At 62.8% G+C, this 22,771-nt stretch carries 22 protein-coding genes; 9 read left to right on the top strand and 13 right to left on the bottom strand.

What is annotated here, in order from left to right:
• Window positions 1-6: 6 nt before the first annotated feature.
• Both pgi and NKJ35_RS01520 read left to right on the top strand, forming a co-directional pair.
• A complete protein-coding gene (gene pgi, locus NKJ35_RS01525) occupies window positions 7-1,650 on the top strand; it encodes a glucose-6-phosphate isomerase (RefSeq protein ID WP_352644492.1) in 1,644 nt (547 codons plus the stop codon).
• A 5-nt stretch (window positions 1,651-1,655) separates the two neighbouring features.
• Window positions 1,656-2,378: an HAD family hydrolase gene (locus NKJ35_RS01520; RefSeq protein WP_254816188.1), complete on the top strand. Its 723-nt coding sequence runs from the start codon at window positions 1,656-1,658 to the stop codon at window positions 2,376-2,378.
• On the opposite strand, the gene NKJ35_RS01515 is transcribed toward NKJ35_RS01520, so the two are convergent.
• Together NKJ35_RS01515 and NKJ35_RS01510 are read right to left on the bottom strand one after the other, a co-directional pair.
• The gene (locus NKJ35_RS01515) at window positions 2,362-3,096 is read right to left on the bottom strand and encodes a class I SAM-dependent methyltransferase (protein ID WP_352644490.1); all 735 of its coding nucleotides are present in this window, start codon (window positions 3,094-3,096) and stop codon (window positions 2,362-2,364) included. The genes NKJ35_RS01520 and NKJ35_RS01515 overlap by 17 nt on opposite strands.
• A 7-nt stretch (window positions 3,097-3,103) precedes the next feature.
• On the bottom strand, window positions 3,104-4,735 hold the full coding sequence (locus NKJ35_RS01510) for a long-chain-fatty-acid--CoA ligase (protein WP_352644488.1): 1,632 nt from the start codon (window positions 4,733-4,735) through the stop codon (window positions 3,104-3,106).
• 16 nt (window positions 4,736-4,751) lie between these two features.
• Here NKJ35_RS01510 and NKJ35_RS01505 point away from each other — a divergent pair, with 16 nt between their 5' ends.
• Genes NKJ35_RS01505 through NKJ35_RS01480 form a run of 6 tightly spaced genes read left to right on the top strand, consistent with a single transcriptional unit; the run spans window position 4,752 to window position 10,830 of the window.
• The gene (locus NKJ35_RS01505) at window positions 4,752-5,549 is read left to right on the top strand and encodes a hypothetical protein (RefSeq protein ID WP_352644486.1); all 798 of its coding nucleotides are present in this window, start codon (window positions 4,752-4,754) and stop codon (window positions 5,547-5,549) included.
• Complete coding sequence (locus NKJ35_RS01500) at window positions 5,546-7,138, top strand: ABC transporter substrate-binding protein (protein WP_352644484.1); 1,593 nt, start codon at window positions 5,546-5,548, stop codon at window positions 7,136-7,138. Before NKJ35_RS01505 ends, NKJ35_RS01500 begins: the two co-directional genes overlap by 4 nt.
• A gap of 58 nt (window positions 7,139-7,196) precedes the next feature.
• Window positions 7,197-8,204 carry an ABC transporter permease subunit gene (locus tag NKJ35_RS01495; protein ID WP_352644483.1) on the top strand — a complete coding sequence of 336 codons (1,008 nt, stop codon included), beginning with the start codon at window positions 7,197-7,199 and terminating at the stop codon, window positions 8,202-8,204.
• A 1-nt stretch (window position 8,205) separates the two neighbouring features.
• A complete protein-coding gene (locus NKJ35_RS01490) occupies window positions 8,206-9,123 on the top strand; it encodes an ABC transporter permease subunit (RefSeq protein ID WP_352644482.1) in 918 nt (305 codons plus the stop codon).
• A 4-nt stretch (window positions 9,124-9,127) separates the two neighbouring features.
• A complete protein-coding gene (locus tag NKJ35_RS01485; protein WP_352644480.1) occupies window positions 9,128-10,003 on the top strand; it encodes an ABC transporter ATP-binding protein in 876 nt (291 codons plus the stop codon).
• A complete protein-coding gene (locus NKJ35_RS01480; protein ID WP_352644479.1) occupies window positions 10,000-10,830 on the top strand; it encodes a dipeptide ABC transporter ATP-binding protein in 831 nt (276 codons plus the stop codon). The genes NKJ35_RS01485 and NKJ35_RS01480 overlap by 4 nt, the downstream gene beginning before the upstream one ends.
• A gap of 22 nt (window positions 10,831-10,852) precedes the next feature.
• Here NKJ35_RS01480 and NKJ35_RS01475 read toward each other — a convergent pair whose 3' ends face one another.
• Window positions 10,853-11,773: a LysR family transcriptional regulator gene (locus NKJ35_RS01475; protein ID WP_352644478.1), complete on the bottom strand. Its 921-nt coding sequence runs from the start codon at window positions 11,771-11,773 to the stop codon at window positions 10,853-10,855.
• Window positions 11,774-11,866: 93 nt separating this feature from the next.
• On the opposite strand from NKJ35_RS01475, the gene NKJ35_RS01470 reads away from it, so the two are divergent.
• Window positions 11,867-12,739 (top strand): NAD(P)H-dependent oxidoreductase, encoded by an 873-nt coding sequence (locus NKJ35_RS01470; protein ID WP_352644476.1) that lies wholly within the window; start codon window positions 11,867-11,869, stop codon window positions 12,737-12,739.
• Here the strand turns inward: NKJ35_RS01470 and NKJ35_RS01465 are convergent.
• The 10 genes from NKJ35_RS01465 to NKJ35_RS01420 form a co-directional block, all read right to left on the bottom strand.
• The gene (locus NKJ35_RS01465; RefSeq protein ID WP_352644475.1) at window positions 12,670-13,962 is read right to left on the bottom strand and encodes a cysteine desulfurase-like protein; all 1,293 of its coding nucleotides are present in this window, start codon (window positions 13,960-13,962) and stop codon (window positions 12,670-12,672) included. The genes NKJ35_RS01470 and NKJ35_RS01465 overlap by 70 nt on opposite strands.
• Before the next feature lie 71 nt (window positions 13,963-14,033).
• Window positions 14,034-14,708 carry an amino acid ABC transporter permease gene (locus tag NKJ35_RS01460; RefSeq protein ID WP_292656040.1) on the bottom strand — a complete coding sequence of 225 codons (675 nt, stop codon included), beginning with the start codon at window positions 14,706-14,708 and terminating at the stop codon, window positions 14,034-14,036.
• A gap of 101 nt (window positions 14,709-14,809) precedes the next feature.
• Entirely contained in the window at window positions 14,810-15,601 is a 792-nt protein-coding gene (locus tag NKJ35_RS01455) for an ABC transporter substrate-binding protein (RefSeq protein WP_352644474.1), read from the bottom strand.
• A gap of 178 nt (window positions 15,602-15,779) precedes the next feature.
• A complete protein-coding gene (locus NKJ35_RS01450; protein ID WP_254816235.1) occupies window positions 15,780-16,175 on the bottom strand; it encodes a RidA family protein in 396 nt (131 codons plus the stop codon).
• A 73-nt stretch (window positions 16,176-16,248) separates the two neighbouring features.
• Entirely contained in the window at window positions 16,249-17,397 is a 1,149-nt protein-coding gene (locus tag NKJ35_RS01445; RefSeq protein WP_352644473.1) for an acyl-CoA dehydrogenase family protein, read from the bottom strand.
• 237 nt (window positions 17,398-17,634) lie between these two features.
• Window positions 17,635-18,447: an enoyl-CoA hydratase family protein gene (locus NKJ35_RS01440; RefSeq protein WP_352644472.1), complete on the bottom strand. Its 813-nt coding sequence runs from the start codon at window positions 18,445-18,447 to the stop codon at window positions 17,635-17,637.
• Window positions 18,444-18,914, bottom strand: a complete 471-nt coding sequence (locus NKJ35_RS01435; RefSeq protein ID WP_254816232.1) for a MarR family winged helix-turn-helix transcriptional regulator — start codon at window positions 18,912-18,914, stop codon at window positions 18,444-18,446. Before NKJ35_RS01435 ends, NKJ35_RS01440 begins: the two co-directional genes overlap by 4 nt.
• Entirely contained in the window at window positions 18,908-19,681 is a 774-nt protein-coding gene (locus tag NKJ35_RS01430; protein ID WP_352644471.1) for an SDR family NAD(P)-dependent oxidoreductase, read from the bottom strand. The genes NKJ35_RS01435 and NKJ35_RS01430 overlap by 7 nt, the downstream gene beginning before the upstream one ends.
• Window positions 19,678-21,972, bottom strand: coding sequence for a bifunctional salicylyl-CoA 5-hydroxylase/oxidoreductase (locus NKJ35_RS01425; RefSeq protein WP_352644470.1), 2,295 nt, complete (start codon window positions 21,970-21,972; stop codon window positions 19,678-19,680). The genes NKJ35_RS01430 and NKJ35_RS01425 overlap by 4 nt, the downstream gene beginning before the upstream one ends.
• A gap of 143 nt (window positions 21,973-22,115) precedes the next feature.
• Window positions 22,116-22,715 carry a VOC family protein gene (locus NKJ35_RS01420; RefSeq protein ID WP_352644469.1) on the bottom strand — a complete coding sequence of 200 codons (600 nt, stop codon included), beginning with the start codon at window positions 22,713-22,715 and terminating at the stop codon, window positions 22,116-22,118.
• Between the last annotated feature and the right edge of the window lie 56 nt (window positions 22,716-22,771).

Below are 22,771 nucleotides of genomic sequence, written 5' to 3'. Positions count from 1 at the left end.
GAGGCAGTGGATCAACCGTCCTTTCAAAAGCAGCTCGGCGCGTTGCGCGATCATCGTGCGGCCAAATCGGGCTCGATGCGCGAGGCTTTCGCCGCCGATCCGCAGCGCTTCGAGAAATTCTCCGCCAGCGACGACGACGTGCTGCTCGACTGGTCGAAATGTGCGGTCGATGTGCGGACGATGGAGTTGCTGGAGAAGCTGGCTGAGGCCGCCGACCTCGAAGGCCGGCGCGACGCGATGTTTGCCGGCAAGAAGATCAATGTCACCGAAGGCCGCGCCGTGCTGCACACGGCGCTGCGCAACCTGACCGGCAAAGGCATCGTGCTCGACGGCCAGGACGTGAAGGCGGAAGTCCTTGCCGTACTCGACGCGATGGGTGCCTTCGCCGACGCGGTGCGTTCCGGCAAGGCAGCCGGCGCGACCGGCAAGAAGATCACCGACATCGTCAACATCGGCATCGGCGGCTCCGATCTCGGCCCTGCCATGGCGACGCTGGCGCTGGCGCCCTATCATGACGGGCCGCGCGCGCATTACGTATCCAATATCGACGGTGCGCATATCCACGACACGCTGAAGGGACTTTCCGCCGAAACCACCTTGTTCATCATCGCCTCCAAGACCTTCACCACGGTCGAGACTATGACCAATGCCGAGACCGCGCGCGGATGGGTCGAGAAGGCGCTCGGCAAGGAAGCGGTCGGCAAGCACTTCGCCGCCGTCTCGACGGCGCTCGACCTGGTCGCCAAGTTCGGCATCGCGCCCGATCGCGTCTTCGGCTTCTGGGACTGGGTCGGCGGCCGCTATTCCGTCTGGGGTGCGATCGGCCTGCCGGTGATGATCGCCGTCGGCCCGCGGAATTTTCGCGCCTTTCTCGACGGCGCCCATGAGATGGACGAGCATTTCCGCACCGCGCCGCTGGCGAGGAACCTGCCGGCGCTGATGGGGCTGATCGGCTGGTGGCACCGCGTGATCTGCAAATACCCCGCTCGCGCCGTCATCCCTTACGATCAGCGTCTGTCCAGGCTCCCGGCCTATCTGCAGCAGCTCGACATGGAATCGAACGGCAAGAGCGTGACCCTGGACGGCGGCGCTGTGACGACGCCGACCGGCCCGCTGGTCTGGGGTGAGCCCGGCACCAATGGCCAGCACGCCTTCTTCCAGCTTCTGCATCAGGGCACCGATTTCATTCCCGTCGAATTCCTCGCCGCTGCCGTCGGCCACGAGCCGGAACTGAAGCATCACCACGACCTTCTGCTTGCCAATTGCCTGGCGCAGTCGGAAGCTTTCATGAAGGGCCGCACGCTTGAGGAAGCCCGCGCACAGATGCTGGCGAAAGGCATGAAGCCGGCTGATGTCGACAGGATTGCTCCGCACCGCGTCTTCTCCGGCGACCGCCCCTCGGTGACGATCCTCTACAGAAAGCTCGACCCCCACACGTTCGGACGGCTGATTGCGCTCTACGAGCACCGCGTCTTCGTCGAAGGCACGCTGTTCAACATCAACTCCTTCGACCAATGGGGCGTCGAACTCGGCAAGGAACTGGCGACCGGGCTGCTGCCCGTCGTTGAAGGCAAGGAGAACGCCGCAAAGCGGGACGCCTCGACTGCCGGACTGGTGGAATACATCCACCGCTTGCGCGGCCTGGAGTGAAAAGCTTGGCGGACATCAAGGGAATATTGTTCGACAAGGACGGCACGCTCGTAGATTTCAACGCGACATGGCTGGGCATCGCCGACTTCATGGCGATGGATGCGGCCGAAGGCGATCGCTGGAAAGCAGACAGGCTGCTTGCGGCGGCGGGCTTCGACTTTGCCGCCAAGCGCTTCAAGCCGGATTCGATTTTTGCCTCTGGTACCAACATGGACGTCGTCGAGCTGTGGTTTCCACGGCTGTCCGACGAGGACCAGATGCTTGCCGTCGCCCGCTTCAACGCCATCACTTCGGCGCAGGGATCGGCAATGGCGGTGGCGCTACCGGGCGTGGTCGAGACGCTTGGCCTGCTTCACAGAAAATCCTACCGGCTTGGCGTCGCCACCAACGACTCGACCAGCGGCGCGGAAAAGACCTTGGTCACTCTCGGCGTCGCGCAGCTTTTCGACGCCGCCTATGGTTACGATGCGGTGGCCAATCCAAAACCGGCGCCGGATACGATCCTTGCCTTCTCGGATCTGACAGGGCTCAGGCCGGCGACGATCGCAATGGTCGGCGACAATCGCCACGATCTGGAGATGGCGCGGGCCGGCGGCTGTGGCCTGGCGATCGGCGTGCTGTCCGGCACCGGCACACGGGAATCGCTGTCGCAGATCGCCGACGTCATCCTCGATTCAGTTGCCGATCTGCCCGATTTTCTTGCGGCCCGAGTCAGCGAGACGGTCTAGCCTCGCAGCTAAACTGTCCGAACGAGAACACGCCACTCGGTTTCATTGCCGCATTCCTGCCTTCGCCGACATCCGGCACCTCGTATTCGGCCAGCAGGCGAAGCCGCGAGCGGGGCAGATAGGCGCGGCCCGGATCGCCGACCAGCACCTCGATGCCGGCAGCGAGGGAGCGGTCGAGGAAGGGAACGACCCGGCCGGCAAGATCATGGGCGTAAAACAGGTCGCCGACCACCACGACATCCACCGGTGGCGGCGGACCGCTGGTTATGTCCCCGCCGATCGTCGCAATCACAACGCCGTTCGCCATCGCATTGAGGCCGATCGCGGCAACGCCGTTGCGGTCGATCTCGGCCGCGATCACCGCGCTTGCGCCGGCTTTTGCCGCTGCGATGCCGACGAGGCCCGAGCCGGCGCCGAGGTCGAGCACGCGACGGCCGGTCACGGTCTCCGGCCGGTCGAAAATATAGCGGGCGAGCACCGCGCCGCCGGCCCAGACATAGGCCCAATACGGTGGCTCCGGTTCAGGTCCGTCTTCTTCGGTAGCGTGTTGGTTCCACTCGACAAGCCGCCTGAGCCCGCTTCCCGGATGGGCGGTGTAAAGCCGAATTTCGGGAATCGCAGGTACTGCCGCGATCCGCATGTTCGCCCGGATGAACTCTGCCGGATCTGGGCGCGAGCCTATACCCACCGCATTGGCGCCGGCGATGCAATCGCTCAAGCTGCGCCTAGCCCCGCAACGCCCGTCGCAGGATCTTGCCGACCGGTGTCTTGGGCAGCTCGGTGCGGAACTCGATATGCCTGGGGCGTTTGTAGCCGGTCAGGTTCTCTTTGCAATAAGCCGCCAGCGCTTCGGCGGTCAGCCCAGGGTCCTTCTTGACGACGAACAGCTTCGGCACTTCACCCGAATGCTCGTCCGGCACGCCGATCGCCGCCACTTCGAGTACGCCCGGATGCTGCGCCACCACTTCCTCGAGTTCGTTCGGATAGACGTTGAAGCCGGAAACCAGGATCATGTCCTTCTTGCGGTCGACGATCTTGGTGTAGCCAAGCTCGTCCATGAAGCCCATGTCGCCCGATTTGAAGAAGCCGTCCTCTGTCATCACCTTGGCGGTCTCGTCCGGCCGGTTCCAGTAGCCGGCCATCACTTGCGGTCCGCGGATGCAGATTTCGCCGACTTCGCCGAGCGGCAAATTGTTGCCGTCGTCGTCGCGGATGGCGATCTCGGTCGAGGGCAGCGGCAGGCCGATCGTGCCGGTGTAAACGCCGTCGCTGAATTTGTTGATGGTTGTCCCCGGTGAGGTTTCGGTAAGCCCGTAGGCCTCGCTGATCGGGCAGCCGGTCAGCGCCTTCCAGCGTTCGGCGATGGCCCTCTGCACCGGCATGCCGCCACCCAGCGTCAGGATCAGCGGCTTGAAATCGAGCTTGCGAAAATCCTCATTGTTGAGCAGCGCATTGAACAGCGTGTTGAGGCCCGGAAAGATGTGGATCGGGTATTTCTGCAGCTCTTTGACGAAGCCGGGAATGTCGCGCGGATTGGGGATGAGGACATTCTGTGCGCCTTGCTGCATGCCTACCAGCACGTTCGCCGTCAGCGCAAAAATGTGATAGAGCGGCAGCGCGCAGAGGAAGTTCAGATGCGCCGGCTTAGGCTTGACGGTAAAGGCGTCTTCAGCCCACAGCGCGTTCTGCGCGACGTTCGCCAAAATGTTGCTGTGCAAAAGCATCGCGCCCTTGGAGATGCCGGTCGTGCCGCCTGTGTATTGCAGGAAGGCGATGTCGTCGGCCGCGACCTTTGCGGGCCTGAAGGCCATGCCGGCGCCTGCCTTCAGCGCGGCGCTGAATTTGACATGGCCGGGCAGCGACCATGCCGGGACCATCTTTTTGACGCGGCGTACAACGAAGTTGACGATCGTTCCCTTGAGCCCGCCTAGCATGTCGCCCATCGAGGCGACCACGATATGCTTGACTGCGGTCCTGGCGATCACCGCCTGCAGGGTGCAGGCGAAATTTTCGAGGATGACAATGGCTTGAGCGCCGGAATCCTTGAGCTGGTGCTCCAGCTCGCGCGGCGTGTAGAGCGGATTGATATTGACCACGACATAGCCGGCGCGAAGCACTGCCATGATCGCCACCGGATATTGCAGCACATTCGGCATCATCAGTGCGACGCGCGCGCCCTTCTGCAGCCCCGTTGATTGCAGATAGGCGCCGAAGGCGGCCGACTGTCGCTCGAGGTCGGCATAGGTGATCGATTTGCCCATGCAGACGAAGGCCGGCCGATTCGCAAACTGCTTGCACACGGCGACGAGAAAGTCGCCGATCGAGCTGGCGGGCAGGGCGCCGATCTCGGCCGGCACGATCTTTGGATAACTCTTGAGCCACGGTTTTTCCGGCAGGCCGGCGGCCAGCGACGTGATCGCCTTTGGTAATCTCTTGGCCGGACCTGCCGACGGTCGGGGCGCTGTCGGCACTGCCTTCGCCGCCGGCTTGGCGGCAGACTTTGCAGCAGGCGCCGTCTTGCGGGTTGCCGGTTTAGCAGCCGTTCCAGCCGTGGTCTTCGCCGCCGGCTTCGCGCTTGCCTTCGCGGTAGCCGCCGGCTTGGCGTCGGCCGCTTTTGACTTGACTGCTTTCGATGTTGCCTCGGCCTTTGCTTTCGCCGCGCTGGTTGTCTTTGCCGGTTTTGCCACCTGTCGCTCCCTCAATCGTTCTTATTGTTTCGGCATGCTTGCGCGCCACCACCGCCCTGATCAACAAAGATATCCCAACGCTTGCCGCAATGCCCGAAACCCGGGAAAATCCGGCACGCTGCCCATCTATCTATGTATTGCCACAAGCGGCGGCCATGCAAGCCTTCGCCACCAGGAGTGCGGTAAGACTTGCCGTCAAACCTCTCGGCCGCGACCGGTTTTCGGACGCGGGTCTCTTGAACCGAAAGGCTCGATTCCCACAATTGGCGGCATCGCCGATCAACAAAAAATTGAAGTCGCTAATAATGTCGTGATCTGCGGATTTCGGCTCGTTTTTTCCACAATTTGCCGTGTGCCGGAATTTTTTTCTGCTTCCCGTGGGTTAGGCAAACAAGCAGTTCCAAAGCTAGAAAAACGGTGCTTATATGCGGCCTTCGCGAGCCTGATAGAGGGGCTTGGAAGAACATCAGGGAGTGCTCAATGAAAAAGAAACTGACTTTTGCAGCCGCGTTGCTGGCTGCAAGCGTCCTCGGCGGCATGGCCAACGCAAAACAACTGGTCTATTGCTCGGAGGCTTCGCCGGCCGGCTTCGACCCGTCGCCATGGAGCGGCGGCAACGACTTCGACGCCTCGTCGCGCACCATCTATTCGCGCCTGGTCGAGTTCGAGCATGGCAAGACCACCATCTCCCCCGGCCTGGCAGACAGCTGGACGGTTTCCGACGACGGTCTCGAATACACCTTCAAGCTTCGCCCTGGTGTGAAATTCCAGACGACCGATTATTTCACGCCGACGCGCGACCTCAACGCCGACGACGTGATCTTTTCCTTCGAACGCCAGTGGAAGAAAGAAAGCCCGTGGTACAGCTATCTGGAAGGCACCGGCTGGGAATATTTCACCGGCATGGGCTTCCCCGATCTCCTGAAGGAAATCGTCAAGGTCGACGACCTGACGGTGAAATTCGTGCTGAACAAGCCTGAAGTCGCGTTCCTGCCGGACCTCGGCATGGATTTCGCCTCGATCGTTTCCAAAGAGTATGCCGACCAGCTCGACAAGGCCGGCACCAGGCAGCAGTTCACCCAGAAGCCGGTCGGCACCGGTCCGTTCCAGTTCGTCGACTACCAGGTCGACGCGGTCATCCGCTACGCGGCATGGGACGGCTACTATGGCGGCCGCCAGAAGATCGACGATCTGATCTTCGCCATCACGCCCGATCCCGCCGTGCGCGCGCAGAAGCTGAAGGCGGGCGAATGCGATATCATGTCGTACCCGGCGCCAGCCGACATTGCCGGACTGCAGGCCGACACGAACCTCAAGGTCGATGAGCAGGAAGGCCTGAATATCGGCTACATGGCCTATAACACAACGCAGCCGCCCTTCGATAAGGTCGAGGTCCGCAAGGCCCTCAACATGGCGGTGAACAAGAAGGCAATCATCGACGCGGTCTATCAGGGTGCCGGCACGCCGGCCATCAACCCGATCCCGCCGACCATGTGGTCCTATAACAAGGACATCAAGGACGATCCCTACGATCCGGAGGCGGCCAAGAAGATGCTGGCCGACGCCGGCGTCAAGGATCTGTCGATGAAGATCTGGGCTATGCCGGTCAGCCGCCCCTACAACCCGAACGCCCAGCGCGTCGCCGAGTTGATCCAGGCCGACTATGCCGCCGTCGGCGTCAAGGCGGAGATCGTCAGCTACGAATGGACCGAGTATCGCCAGCGCGGCAAAGCCAAGGACCGCGACGGCGCCTTCCAACTGGGCTGGACCGGTGACAATGGCGATCCGGACAACTTCTTTTTCCTGCTCGGTTGCGATGCCATCGGCCAGTCCAATTATGCGATCTGGTGCAACCAGGAATTCGAAGCCCTGCTGAAAAAAGGCAAGGCAACGACGGACGTCGCCGAGCGCACCAAAATCTACGAGGAAGCTCAGGTGGTATTCAAGCGTGAGGCTCCGTGGCTGACCATCGCCCACTCCAAGGTCTTCATGCCGATGAACAAGAAGGTGTCGGGCTTCGTTATGGACCCGCTCGGCATTCATCGGTTTGACGGCGTCGACGTCACCGAATAAGTCCTGAGAAATTGAACGGCGGCGCTGGACTTCCCGCGCCGCCGTTCTATGAAGCAAGATGCTCCGTTATCTCCTCCACAAGCTCGCTTTGATCATCCCGACCGTGTTCGGCATATCGCTGGCGGCGTTCGCTTTCGTCCGGCTTCTGCCCGGCGATCCCATCCTGGCCCTGGCTGGCGAGCGCGGCGTCAGCCCCGAACGCTACGCCCAGCTCATCGAGCAGTTTGGCTACAACCGGCCCTATGTCATCCAGTACCTGGAATATATCGGCAGGGTCCTCACCGGCGATTTCGGCATATCCATTGCCACCAAGCGGCCAGTGCTCGGCGAATTCCAGGCGCTGTTTCCGGCCACGCTGGAACTGGCGACGGTGGCGTTGATCATCGCCATCCTGCTTGGCATTCCTGCCGGCATTTTCGCTGCGGTCAAGCGGGGCTCCTGGTTCGACCAGGCGACGATGGGTGTCGCGCTGACCGGCTATTCGATGCCGATCTTCTGGTGGGGGCTGCTGCTCATTATCTTCTTCTCCGGCTATCTCGGCTGGACGCCGGTTTCCGGCCGGATCGGCTTGCAATATTTCTTCAGGCCCACGACCGGATTCATGCTCATCGACAGCCTGATCTCCGGCAGGAGCGGCGCCTTCAAATCCGCCGTCAGCCATTTGATCCTGCCATCGATCGTGCTGGCGACGATCCCGCTCGCCGTCATAGCGCGCCAGACGCGCTCGGCGATGCTCGAGGTGCTGGGCGAGGACTATGTCCGCACCGCGCGTGCCAAGGGCCTGGCGCCTAGCCGTGTCATCGGGCTGCATGCTTTTCGCAACGCGCTGATCCCAGTGGTCACCACCATTGGACTGCAGGTCGGCACGTTGATGGCAGGCGCCATTCTGACCGAAACCATTTTTTCCTGGCCAGGCATCGGCAAATGGATGATCGACGCCATCGGCAAGCGCGACTATGTCGTCGTGCAGAGCGGATTGCTGATCATCGCGCTGATCGTCATGGCGGTGAACCTGATCGTCGACGTGCTCTACGCGGTCATCAATCCGCGCATCCGGGTGCAGTGAGATGACCGACGAATCCGCCGCCGAAGCCACTGCTGCCTCCATCCCGACAGGCGGCAGGCAAAGGGCGTTTGCCGAGTTCTGGCATTACTTCTCGATGAACACCGGGGCCGTCATCGGTCTTGTCGTGTTTTCGGCGCTGGTGCTGGTGGCGATCTGTGCGCCGTTCGTCGCCCCGCATTCGCCCGACGAGCAGTTTCGCGATGCACTGCTGGCGCCTCCTGCCTGGCAGGAAGGCGGCAAATCGATGTTCCTGCTCGGCACCGATGCCGTCGGCCGCGACATGCTTTCGCGGTTGATCTTCGGGGCACGTTTTTCGCTGTTCATCGGCCTGGTGGTCGTCGTCTTCTCACTCACCAGCGGCATCGTGCTTGGCGTGCTCGCAGGCTATTTCCGCGGCTGGGTCGACACGCTGATCATGCGCATCATGGATATCATCCTGGCCTTCCCGTCGCTGCTTCTGGCGCTGGTGCTGGTGGCGATCCTCGGCCCGGGCCTGTTCAATGCCATGTTGGCGATCGCACTGGTGCTGCAGCCGCATTTCGCACGCCTCACCCGCGCCGCCGTGATGGCCGAAAAGAACCGCGAATATGTGATCTCCGCCAAAGTGGCCGGCGCCGGTCATCTTCGCTTGATGCTGAGGACGATCTTGCCGAACTGCCTGGCACCGCTGATCGTGCAGGCCACGCTGTCCTTCTCCAACGCTATTCTCGAGGCTGCGGCGCTCGGCTTCCTTGGTGTCGGTGCGCAGCCGCCGACGCCGGAATGGGGAACGATGCTCGCTTCGGCGCGCGAATTCATCCTGCGCGCGCCTTGGGTGGTGACCTTCCCCGGCCTTGCCATCCTGATCACTGTGCTTGCAATCAATCTGATCGGCGACGGCCTGCGCGATGCCTTCGACCCCAAGCTGAAGAGGTCATGATCCAATGCCTCTTCTCGAGATCAAGAACCTGACCGTTTCCTTCGACACCGCCGCCGGACCATTCATGGCGGTACAAGGCATCGACCTGTCGGTCGAACCGCGCGAGGTGCTGGCGATCGTCGGCGAATCCGGTTCCGGAAAATCGGTGGCGATGCTGGCGGTGATGGGGCTCTTGCCCAACACGGCGACGGTGAGGGCCGACCGCATGGTCTTCGACGGCATCGACCTGCTAAAGCTCGGCCCATCCGAGCGGCGCAAGATCGTCGGCAAGGACATTTCGATGATCTTCCAGGAACCAGTCGCCAGCCTCAACCCATGCTTCACCGTCGGCTTCCAGATCGAGGAGGTGCTGCGTTTTCATATGGGCATGGACCGCGCTCAGCGCCGGGCGCGCGCCATTGAACTAATGAAGCTCGTCGGCATCGCCGACCCTGAGGAACGGCTGGGCTCCTTCCCGCACCAGATGTCGGGCGGCCAGTGCCAGCGCGTCATGATCGCCATCGCCATCGCCTGCAATCCCAAGCTTTTGATAGCCGACGAGCCAACCACGGCACTCGACGTCACCATTCAGAAGCAGATCCTCGATCTGCTGGTCGGCCTGCAGGCCAAATACGGCATGGGCCTGATCATGATCACCCACAACATGGGGGTCGTTGCCGAGACCGCCGACCGTGTCATCGTCCAGTACAAGGGCCGCAAGATGGAAGAGGCCGACGTGCTGTCGCTGTTCGAATCCCCCAAGAGCAATTACACGCGCGCGCTCCTGTCGGCGCTGCCGGAAAACGCCGTCGGCGACCGGTTGCCTACTGTTTCCGACATGTTGTTCGAGCCGGCCCCATCTGTAGTCGCAGCCCGGTCCGCAGGAGGAACCGCCTCATGAGCGTGACGGTAGTCGAAGGCAAGAACATCGTGCGCGACTATCATGTCGGCGGCGGGCTTTTCCGCCCTTCCCGTACGGTTCATGCGGTCAAGGGTGTTTCGTTCAGCGTCAACAAAGGCAAGACGCTGGCCATCGTCGGCGAGAGCGGCTGCGGCAAGTCAACACTTGCCCGCATCATCACCCTGATCGATCCGGCGACCTCCGGCGAGCTTTTCATCGACGGCAAGAAGGTGGACATCGCCAGGGACGGCCTGTCGAAGGAAATGCGTCGCAAGGTGCAGATCGTCTTCCAGAACCCCTATGGTTCGCTCAATCCACGCCAGAAGGTCGGCGACGTGCTTGGCGAGCCGCTGCTCATCAACACCGACAGCACGGCCGACGAGCGGCGCGATCTTGCCATGAAGATGCTGAAGAAGGTCGGTCTCGGCCCCGAGCACTATAATCGCTACCCGCATATGTTTTCGGGCGGCCAGCGCCAGCGGATCGCCATCGCCCGCGCGCTGATGCTCAACCCCAGCCTCCTGGTGCTGGACGAGCCGGTCTCGGCGCTTGACCTGTCGGTGCAGGCGCAGGTGCTGAACCTGCTCGCCGACCTGCAGGACGAGTTTCAGCTGACCTATGTTTTCATCAGCCACGACCTGTCGGTGGTGCGCTACATCGCCGACGACGTGATGGTGATGTATTTCGGCGAAGCGGTCGAATACGGCTCGCGCGACGAGGTCTTCGCCGACCCCAAGCACAGCTACACCAGGACGCTGTTCGCCGCGACGCCGCGTGCCGACGTTGCCAGCATCAAGGCAAGGTTGGCGAAAAAGAAGGCCGCCTGATCCGGCGAGGTTTGCCGGCCGGCTACCGCTTCTCGATCCCCGGAATGCCGGAGATCTGCTCGACGAGAAAGTCGACCAGCAGCCGCACCCGGGCGATGCCGGCGCGTTCCGGGACGATCAGCATGCTCAGCGGGACGGGGGGCGGAAAACAGCCCGGCAGGACCACTTCCAGCCGGCCGGCCGTCAGGAGATCGTCGACAAGCCAATGGTGGGCGGGTGCGATGCCGCGTCCGGCGACAAGGGCTTCGCGCGCGGCAAGCCCATGGTCGACTCGAAATCGACCGCCAAAGGGCACCGCAAAGGTCTCGCCGCCCGGCCCCTGCAGGGCGAGTGTGTCGCTTCCCGCGATGTTCGACATCCGGATGCCTTCATGGCCAGGCAGACCCTGCGGGACAGCCGGTCTGCCCCGCGCCGCCAGATATGCCGGTGCCGCCACCAGCAGACGCCGGGATTGTCCGAGCGCCCGCAGTTTCATCGAGCTGTCGGTGAGCGGACCTAGGCGAAGCGCAATATCGACGCCCTCCCGCACAAGGTCGATGCGCTCGTCGGTGAGGCTAAGATCGATGCCGATATCGGGATAGCGGTCCTGAAAGGCGAAGATCAGCCGGCTGACGTGCAAGACCCCGAGCGCCGCCGTGCAGGATATTCGGATCGTGCCGGCCGACGCGCCGCGCGTGCCCCGGGCCTCATCACCGGCCTGCTCAACGAGGCGCAGGATCTGGACGCTGTCGGCATAGTAACGGCTGCCTTCATCGGTCATCGTCACACGCCGGGTGGTCCTGCTGAGCAAGGGCACGCCGACGGCCTCCTCGAGTTCTCGCAAATGCCGTGTGACCGTCGACTGCCCAACTCCGAGCTCGCGCGCCACCGCCGAGAGGCTGCCGCGCTCGGCGACGCGAACGAAGGTGCGCATGCGCTCGAGAGTGACGTCCGATCTATCCATTATTCGGCATAATCTTATACATTTCATACATATAGTGGATCAGCCCGCGGCTGGCTACCTTTGGTGTCTATCGTCCTTCTTCGGAGTAGACCCATGAAAGTCCTGCTTGTTTTTGCTCATCCTGAACCGCGTTCGCTCAACGGCGCGCTGCGTGACGTCGCCATCAGGGAACTCGAGGCCCAAGGCCACGAGGTGCGGGTGTCGGACCTCTATGCCGACGGCTGGAAAGCCGAGGTGGACCGTGCCGACTTTCCGGCGTGGCCGGCCGAAGCACGCTTCCTGCCGGCCGGCGCCTCCAAAAAGGCTTTCGCGACCAACACTCTGACCGATGACGTCAAAGCCGAGATCGACAAGCTGCTATGGGCCGACACCCTGATCCTCCAGTTCCCGCTGTGGTGGTACGCCATGCCGGCGATCCTCAAGGGCTGGGTCGATCGCGTGTACGCCTACGGCTTCGCCTATGGCGTTGGCGAGCACAGCGACAAGCGGTGGGGTGACCGCTTTGGTGAGGGAACGCTCGCCGGCAAGCGCGCAATGCTGATCGTGACCACCGGCGGCTGGAAGGAGCATTATTCTGCCCGCGGCGTCAACGGCCCGATCGACGACCTGCTGTTCCCGATCAATCACGGAATTCTCTATTATCCGGGCTACGACGTGCTTCCGCCGTTCGTGGTTTACAGGGTGGACCGTTTTGGGGAAGCCGATTTCGAGCCTGTCGCGGAGCGGCTGCGCGAGAGGATGCGGACGCTCGAGACAATCCGGCCCATTCCTTATCGGCAGCAGAATGGCGGCGATTACCTGATCCCAAGCATGCAGTTGCGCCCCGGCTTGGAGAGCCCGGGTGCAACCGCCTTCGCGCTCCACCAGAACGGCGCAAGCGCAGCCGGACAGCCCGATCAGGACAGCCGGGCGATGATGGTACGCAGCGCCTCGCCGAAACGCCGAACTTCCTCGATCGTATTGTAATGCACCAGCGAGGCGCGGACGGCGCCGCTGTCCATGCTTAAGTTGAGCCGCTTCATCAGGCGCGGCGCATACATATGGCCGTCGCGAATGCCGATCTGCATCTCGGCCATTTCCTCGACGATCCTCTGCGGCGACAGCGTGCCGATGTTGAAACAGAAAGTCGGCACGCGCTCGCTGAGGCGTGCTTCGTCGGCGACACCATAGATCGTCGCGCCGCAACCCTTGAGCACCGCCAGCATTTCGCGCGCCAGCACCTGCTCGTAATCGCGGATGGCATTCATGCCGGCGACGATGTTGTCGCGACGCGACCGGTTATTCTCGGACAAGAAATTGCGGCCGATCGACTCGAGATAGCGCACCGCGGCATCCATGCCGGAGACGTTCTCGTAGATGAAGGTACCGGCCTCGATCTTATAAGGCGGCTCGTCGGGGATGAAATCCTCGCGGAAGGTCGGCAAGCGCTTCAGTGTTTCGAAGCGGCCCCACAGGAAGCCCATATGAGGCGAGAAATTCTTGTAGCCGGAGCAGACCAGATAATCGCAATCCCAGGCCTGCACATCGATCAACCCGTGCGGGCCGTAATGCACGCAGTCGAGGAACACTTCGGCGCCTGCCGCATGCGCAATCCCAGCCACGGAAGCAACGTCGACAATCGAGCCGATCGAATGCGCCGTCACCGTGCAGGCGACGAGCCGGGTGCGCTCTGAGACCAGCGGGCGCAAATCGTCGACATGCAGATTGCCGTCCTCGCGCATCCGCCACCATTTGAACTTGGCACCAGCGGGCGCCAGCGCCAGCCACGTCGCGATATTAGCGTCGTGATCCATGTCGGTGATGACGATCTCGTCACGCCCCCCGTTTGGGCGCTCGGAAAGCATCTGGCCGATGCCGAGGCTGACCAGGCGGATGAACGAAGTGGCGTTCATGCCGAAGCAGATCTCCGCCGGGTTGGTAGCGTTGATCAGCAAGGCCACGCTTTCACGCGCGCCGGCCACGGCTTGATCGACGGTGACGCTGCGGCCATAGCGGCCGCCGCGCTGCACATTATGCGCGACCAAATGGTTGGTGACCGCATCGAGCACGCTTTGCGGGATCTGCGCGCCGGCGGCATTATCCATGAAGACGAAGTCTCCGGCTTGCTGCAAGGCGGGAAACATGGCGCGGATCGTCTCGACCGGGAAAGCTGCGGCATCGCCGGTTTTCGAAATCTGATGCTGGTTCAAGCTCGTCTCCTGCGAAGTGCCTAACGGAAGTTGATATTCGGGGAATTGGCGGACGGAAATCGTTGGCGGCCTCAGCGGGTCTTTTCGGTCTGGAAGCGGCGTTCCAGGAGGCTGACGAGTCGGACCATCGGCCAGAGAAAGATCAGATAGACCAGCGCCGCGCCGATCAGCGGTGAAGGATTGGCATAGAGCGATTGCGCGTTGGTCGCTTCCTTCAGCAGTTCAGGCAATGCTACCGTGGAGGCGAGCGAAGTATCCTTGAACATCGAAACGCAATTGCTGGTCATTGGCGGAATGACGACGCGGATCGCCTGCGGCAGCACTACCTTGCGCAAGGTCAGCAAGAACGGCAGACCGAGCGCCTGCGCCGCCTCGAACTGGCCGCGCGGAATGCTCTCTATGCCGGAGCGGAACACCTCGGCCGAATAGGCCGCCATGATGATGGCGAACGCCATCACCGCGGACGTCCACGATGACAGGCGAATGCCGAGGAACGGCAGCGCATAGTAGATCAGGATCAGCACCACCAGCACTGGCATCGCCCGGAAAATGTCGATGTAGCCGACAGCCAGCAGCCGAAGCGGCTTTGGCGCATAGAGCCGCACCAGGCTGATCGCGAGGCCGACGGGAATACCGATGCCGATGCTCATGATTCCGAGCAGCAGCGTGTTCAGGAAACCGCGCAGCAGCGCCGGCAGGCTGGAGACCATGACGTCGGCGTTGAAGAAGGTGTCCAGCAGCGACATCGCAGCATTTCCGAAACGTTTGGCGTCCCGCGACGCTCGAGCCCCAGCCCGAAATCGTGCCGGTACGAAAGCCGGCACAAAATTTAAGCGCGAACTGCCGCTCAGGCCTTCGGCATAGGCATTTCCTTGACGGTCGAGGAATCGGCCGGTGCGTCGCTGCCGAACCACTTCTTGTGGATCGCGGCCAGCGTGCCGTCCTTCTTCATCGCGGTCAGCGCGTCGTTCAGCTTGCCGAGCAGCGGGTGGTCCTTGGTCATCATCAGGCCGTACTGCTCGCCGGTCTTGATGCGCTCTTTCACGGCGAGATCCCTCATCCTGGTGAAGGAATATTCCAGGCCCGGAATATCGCTGACCGCTGCATCGACGCGGCCGGAGCTGAGATCGAGCAGCAAATTCTGCTGCGTGTCGTAGCCTTTGACGTCACTGAACCCGTCCGCCTCCTGGTGGGCCTTCACCCAGGCTTCGCCGGTCGAGCCGGACAGCACGCCGACGATCTTGCCCTTGAGGTCGGCCTCGGCCTTGATTGGGCTGTCGGCCTTCGCGGCGATGCCCATGTCGGAATCATAGTAGGGCTGCGTGAACGACTGAGACTTCAGCCGCTCCGGCGTGATGGTGATCGACGAGATGGCGACGTCGATGCGCTTCGAGGTGGTGGCGGCGAACAGCGCCTGGAAACCGAGGTCGGCGATATCAGTGGTCATGCCGATACGCTTTGCCGCCTCATTGATGATGTCGACTTCGAAACCCTCGAACGTGCCGCTCTCGTTCTTGTATTCAAAAGGCGGATTGGTCGGATAGGCGCCGACATTCAGCGTGCCTTCGGCAGAGGCCGGGCCGCCGGCGATGCCGATGGCGGCAGCAAGAAGCAGCAGGTTGCGACGGGTGAAGTTCATTTTCGTTCCCTCTGGTTGTGATCGGGCGGGTTTGGCCCCCGCACGGTTTTGATGCGCCAAGTGACGGGACTGCCGGAAAGCCCTCCCGGCACGGCAGTCGTAAGACATCGGATGCTATCCAAAGTACCGCGCTTTTCAAGGCGAAAGTTTAAGCTTAAAAAATTGCCGCGTGTTGCCGTCACTCCGGAATAACCGCCGTGGCCTGGATCTCAACCTTGGCGCGATCCTCGACCAGCGCCATCACCTGCATGGCGGCCATCGCCGGAAAATGCCGGCCGATCACCTCGCGATAGACCTCGCCGATCCCCTTGAGATTGGCCAGATATTCCGCCTTGTCGGTAAAGTACCAGGTCATCGAGGTGATATGCTGCGGCTTGGCGCCGGCCTCGGCGAGCACGGCGACAATATTGGCCAGCGTTTGCCGCACCTGACCGACAAGATCATCGGTCTCGAAGCAGCCCTGTCCGTTCCAGCCGACCTGCCCGCCGACGAAGACAAGCTGCCCGCGCGCGGCGACGCCGTTGGCGTAGCCGACGGGTTTCGCCCAGCCTTCCGGCTGCAGGATGGTGTGCATGTCAAAACCTCCCAATGCTCAAATCCGGTCGCTCAAAACTCGAGGACAATCAATTTTTACGCAAACTCCTGTCTCAGCCCGCTCCCATCACTTGGCGTGCAATCACCACTTTCTGCACGTCGGAGGCTCCCTCGTAGATGCGCAGTGCCCGGATCTCGCGATACAGTCTTTCGACGATATGGCCCTTGCGGACGCCGTCGCCGCCATGCAGCTGCACAGCCTTGTCGATCACCTCTTGCGCTTTGTCGGTAGCGAACAGCTTGGCCATGGCGGCTTCGCGGGTAACCCGAGCCGCGCCCATGTCCTTGGTCCAGGCGGCGCGGTAGACCAGCAAGGCGGCGGCATCGACATCCAGCGCCATGTCGGCGATATGGCCCTGCACCATCTGCAGCTCGGCCATCGGTGCACCGAACAGCTTGCGCTCGGCCACTCTTGTGATGCTTTCGTCCAGCGCGCGCCGGGCAAGGCCGAGCGCCGCTGCGCCGACAGTCGAACGGAACACGTCGAGCACCGACATGGCGATGCGAAAACCGTCACCGGGTTTGCCGATCAGCGCCGAGGCTGGGACGCGTGCATTGTCGAAAGATAGCCGGGCGAGCGGGTGCGGCGCGATCACCTCCAGCCGCTCGGCGATGGTCAGCCCCTCGGCCTCGGAAGGCACGACGAAGGCGGAAAGCCCCTTGGCGCCGGGCGCCTCGCCGGTACGGGCAAAGACAACATAAAAGTCAGCGATACCGCCGTTGGAGATCCAGGTCTTTTCGCCGGATAGGTGATAGCTGTCGCCGTCACGCGCGGCGGTCATTTCCATATTGGCAACGTCCGAGCCCGAACGCGGCTCCGAAAGCGCGAAAGCCGAAATCGCCTTGCCGGCCCGTGTCTTTGCCAGCCAGTGCTGCTGGTCTGGCGTGCCGAACAGGCTGAGCGCGCCAGTGCCGAGCCCTTGCATGGCGAAGGCGAAATCGGCGAGCCCATCATGCCGGGCCAGCGTCTCGCGCGTGAGGCAGAGCGCGCGCACGTCGAGCGGCCCGGGGCTTTCCGTGTCGAGCGCCGTTGGTTTCAGCCAGCCGTCTTGGCCGAGCTTAGCCACCAGCTCGCGGCAGGCGGCGTCGACATCGTCATGCGCGACCGGCAGGTTTTTCCCGCACCAGGCATCCAGCTCTTCGGCGAGTGCGCGGTGTCGGTCCTCGAAGAACGGCCAGTTGAGGAAGGACCGATCAGACATTTCTGCCTCCGCTATGCTTCGGGCCTCGCGCTCTACAGCGCCCCCCTCTGTCCTGCCGGACACCTCCCCCACTTGGGGGGAGATTGGCAGCTTGGCCAGCAGCGCCTTTCCTGCGACGCTGGCGAATGGCGAAACCGGCGGTGACATCCGATCTCCCCCCAAATGGGGGAGATGTCCGGCAGGACAGAGGGGGGCGCTGTCCCGCGAACCTGTCGGTCTTTATCGAAGAAAACATCCTCAATTCCCCTCGAACACCGGCTTTTCCTCGGCGACGAAAGCCTCGTACGCCCGTTCGAAATCGCGTGTCTGCATGCAGATCGCCTGCGCCTGCGCTTCCGATTCGATAGCCTGGTCAAGCCCCATCGACCATTCCTGATTCAGCTGCGTCTTGGTCATGCCATGGGCGAAGGTCGGGCCCGAAACGACGCGCGCGGCCATGTCGAGCGCGTCGGCCTCTAGCGTTGCGGCATCGACCAGCCGGTTGTAGAAGCCCCAGCGCTCGCCTTCCTCGGCGCTCATCGTGCGGCCCGTATAGAGCAGCTCGGCGGCGCGGCCCTGGCCAATGATGCGCGGCAGGATCGCGCAGGCGCCCATGTCGCAGCCGGCAAGGCCGACGCGGGTGAACAGGAAGGCCGTTTTGGCCTGTGGCGTGGCGATGCGGATATCGGACGCCATGGCGATGATTGCGCCGGCGCCGACCGCCACGCCGTCGACCGCAGCAATAATCGGCTTGCCGCAATTCAGCATCGCCTTGACGAAATCGCCGGTCATGCGGGTGAAGGCGAGCAGCGCCTTCATGTCCATCTTGACCAGTGGGCCGATGATCTCGTGGACATCGCCGCCCGAGCAGAAATTGCCGCCATTGGGAAGGAACACCACCGCATCGACATCGTCGGCATAGACGAGATCGCGAAAAGTGTCGCGCAATTCGGCATAGCTGTCGAAGGTCAGCGGGTTCTTGCGCTCCGGCCGATCGAGCCGGATTTTTGCGATCTTGCCTTCGACCTGCCAGAGGAAATGCTTCGGCTTGCGGCCAGCCATCTTCGTCATTCCCGTCCCTCCCAATTGCTGCGGAAGGAGGTCAGCATGCCGGTCAGCCGGCGCGCCTCGTCCTCGCTCACATTGCCCAGCAACTCGCCGACCCATTTTTCATGCGCGGCGGCGATCACAGCGAAAGTCTTCGATCCCTCTTCCGTCAGCCGCACCATCGAAGTGCGGCGGTCGCCATTGCGTCGGGCCCGCATCACCAGCCCTTCCGAGACCAGCCGGTCGATGATGCCGGTGACATTGCCGTTGGACACCAGCAGGAAGCGCGAAAGATCGCTCATCAGCATGCCTTCCGGCGCGCGGTAGAGCGCGGCCATCACGTCGAAGCGTGGCAGCGTCGTGTTGAACTCTTGCCGCAGGCGTTCGCGCAGCTCGGCCTCGATGGTGCGCGAGGCGCGCAGCAGGCGAATCCACAGCCGCAGGCGGTCCTTGCCGGGTCCGGACGGGGCGGGTAGGGGACCGGCTACCATGTCTCACCTCCGGAGATCGACATCGTCTGCCCGGTAATCGACCGGGCGGCGTCGCCACACAGATAAAGTACCGCGGCCGCAATTTCCTCCGGCTGGATGAAGCGGTCTTGCGGGTTGGTCGCGGCAAGGCTTGCCCGTGCCCGCTCGGACGAGCGGCCGGTCGCTTCGACGATGCGCTGGACGGCGCTCTCCAGCATCTCGGTTTCGACAAACCCTGGGCACACGGCATTCACTGTTATGCCGGACTTGGCGCTCTCGACGGCGAGTGCCCGCATCAGGCCGACGACGCCATGCTTGGCGGCAACGTAAGCTGAGACATAGGGATAGCCTTTCAGTCCGGCGGTGGAGGCGACGAAGATGATACGGCCAGTCTTGCGCCCTGCCATGCCGGCCAACGCCGGCTTCACCGTCAGGAACGCACCGGTCAAGTTGACGTCGAGCGTGCGCTGCCAGTCTGCCAGCGAGGTCCGCTGCGCCGGAGCACTGCCGGACATGCCGGCATTGGCAACGACGATGTCGAACGCTCCGTGCGCCGCTTCCGCGGCCTCGTAGAGCGCCGTCATCGATGCCTCGTCGGTGACGTCGGCGGCAACTGCGAAGATGCGCTTGTTCTCGGCGGCAACCTCGGCAAGCGGCTCCACGCGCCGGCCGCAGATGGTCACGTTAATGCCCGCGCCGGCCAGCGCCAGCGCGATTGCGCGGCCGACGCCGGAGCCGCCGCCGGTGACCAGCGCATGACGCCCCGAAATCGTCGCGGCGGCACTCATACTTTCAACCCCGCCGCCGCTTCGCGTTCGGCCAGCCGGTAGAGCTGGTCGCGGCCGGGCAGATAGGGATCCGGCCATTTGACGCCGCGATCGCCAAGCGTGACGGCCGCGTGCAGCGTCCAGTACGGATCGGCAAGATGCGGCCTAGCCAGTGCGACGAGATCGGCGCGGCCCGCCATCAGGATCGAGTTGACGTGGTCCGGCTCATAGATATTGCCGACCGCCATCGTCGCCATGCCGACCTCGTTGCGGATGCGATCGGAAAACGGCGTTTGGAACATGCGGCCATAGACCGGTCTTGCCACGGCCGAAGTCTGGCCGGCCGATACGTCGCAGATGTCTACGCCGGCCTCATGCAGCAGCCGCGCGATCTCTACGGCATCGGCCGGCGTCACGCCTTCGATGCCCAGCCAGTCATTGGCGGAGATGCGCATCGAGATCGGCTTCTCGGCCGGCCATGCGGCGCGCACCGCATGAAAGATTTCCAAGGGATAGCGCATGCGGTTTTCCAGCGAGCCGCCATAGGAGTCGGTGCGCCGGTTGGTCAAGGGCGTGATGAAGGAGGACAGGAGGTAGCCGTGCGCGGCGTGGATTTCGAGCATGTCGAAGCCGCAGCGCGCCGCCATCTCGGCCGAAGCGACAAACTGGTCGCGCACCATATCCATGTCGGCGCGGTCCATCGCCTTCGGCACCTGGTTTTCCGGCGACCACGGCACGGAAGAGGCTGCCATGACCGGCCAATTGCCTGAGGGCAGCGGCACGTCGGTTCCCTGCCAGCCGAGCCTGGTCGACCCTTTGGCACCGGAATGGCCGATCTGGGCGCAGATCTTGGCCTCGGTCTCGGCATGGACGAACTCGACCAGCCGCTTCCAGGCGACCTCATGCTCGGGCGCATAGAAACCGGGGCAGCCAGGCGTGATGCGGCCCTCCGCGCTGACGCAGGTCATCTCGATGTAGAGGAGACCGGCGCCGCCCTTGGCCCGTTCGGCGTAATGGGCGAAATGCCAGTCAGTCGGACAGCCGTCGACCGCTTTGTACTGCGCCATCGGCGAGACGACGACGCGGTTCTGCAGCGCCATGCCGCGCAGCCGGAACGGCGCGAACATCGGCGCGCGACGCAGACTGTTGCCGCCGGCACCGGCCTGACGCTGGAACCATTCCTCGGCGCCGGCCAGCCATTCGGCATCGCGCAACCGCAAATTCTCGTGACTGATGCGCTGCGAACGCGTCAGCAGCGAATAGTTGAACTGCACCGGATCGAGGCCAAGATAGCGCTCGACCTCTTCGAACCATTCGAGCGAATTGCGCGCCGCCGACTGCAGCTTCAGCACTTCGGTGCGGCGGGCGTCCTCATATTTGCGGAAGGCTGCTTCGAGGTCCGGTTCGGACTCGACATAGTCGGCCAGCGCCACCGCGCTTTCCAGCGCCAGCTTGGTGCCGGAACCGATCGAGAAATGCGCGCTCGCCGCCGCGTCGCCCATCAGCGCCAGGTTCTTGTAGGACCAGCGTTCGCACAAGACGCGCGGGAAATTGATCCACGCCGAGCCGCGGATATGATTGGCGTTGGTCATCAGCGCGTGGCCGCCGAGATGACGGGCAAAGATGCGCTCGCAGACGGCAATTGATTCCTGCTGCGACATCGCGCCGAAGCCGAAGCGCTGCCAGGTCTGCTCGCTGCATTCTACGATGAAGGTCGCGGTATCGCTGTCGAACTGGTAGGCATGCGCCCACACCCAGCCATGCTCGGTTTTCTCGAAGATGAACGTGAAGGCGTCGTCGAATTTCTGGTGGGTGCCGAGCCAAACGAACTTGCATTTACGGATGTCGATATCGGGCTTGAACACGTCGACGAAGGTGCCCCGCGCTTTCGAGTTCAGCCCGTCGGCGGCGACAACCAGGTCGTGCGTCTCCATAAACGGCTTTGGATCGGCGATGTCGGATTCGAAGACCAGCTTGACGCCGAGCTCGCGCGCCCGCCGTTGCAGCAGGGTGAGCAGCCGCTTGCGGCCGATGCCGCAAAAGCCATGACCGGTCGAGACCGTTCGCACGCCGTCATGGATGACGGCGATGTCGTCCCAATAGGCGAAATGCTTGCGGATCCAGACGGCGCTGACCGGGTCGTTTTTGGTCAGGTTCTCCAGCGTTTCGGCCGACAGCACGACGCCCCAGCCGAATGTATCATCGGCACGGTTGCGCTCGAATACCGTGACCTCATGCACGGCATCCCTGAGCTTCAGCGAGATTGCAAAGTAGAGCCCGGCTGGTCCGCCGCCGAGAACCGCAACTTTCATCGTGCGATCTCCTCTTCGCTTCTGTCAGTCGAGTTTACGCCTGAAGCAGATTAATTCAAGCTTGAAGTTTCAGGATTGAAACAATCCGCCTCAGAAACCAAGCTTGCCGGCAGTCGGCTTGCGCTGGCCAGGGAAGCTCCGGGCTATTTCTCCGGGTTCTTCGGGCTCCACAGCACCGTCTCCGCATCTTTTTCATAGGCCATGCCATTGGGATAGCTGATCGCTTCCAACTGCAAGCCCCACGGCGCCTGGAAGTAAAGGATGGTCTGGCCGGCGGCCGGGCCTTCGGTAACCGGCAGCGGCCCCATCCGCGTCTTGACGCCTTTGCCGTCAAGATAGGCTTTTGCGGCGGCGATGTCGTCGACATAGAAGGCGATGTGGAAGCCGCCTATGTCGCTGTTGCGAGGCGTCAGGTCCTTCTGGTCCGGCGCGGTGTATTTGAACAGCTCGATGTTCGACCCGTGTCCGCAGCGGACCAGGGTGATCTCCTCGATCACTGCCTTGGGATCGACGCCCAGCAGATCCTGCATGAACGTGCCCTTGTCGTCGGCGAACGGGCCGAACGACATCGCCTTCTTGCAGCCGACCACCTCGGTAAAAAACTCGACGGCCTGCTGCATGTCGGGGACGGTGACGCCGGTGTGGTCGTGGCCACGCATGCCAGGTATCGAATCAGCCGAGGCTGCTCCCATCGAGCCGGCCAGAGCGGCCGCAAGCATTGTGTTTCTGATTGCGTATTGCATTCCAGTTCTCCTCCGTTTCGCGAGCTGACTTGTCGGCGCACGTCCGAGGCCCGCTC

This window comes from Mesorhizobium sp. M0136 (assembly GCF_040322515.1).
Classification (GTDB): Bacteria; Pseudomonadota; Alphaproteobacteria; order Rhizobiales; family Rhizobiaceae; genus Mesorhizobium.
This window is presented reverse-complemented; position numbering and strand designations above follow the sequence as displayed.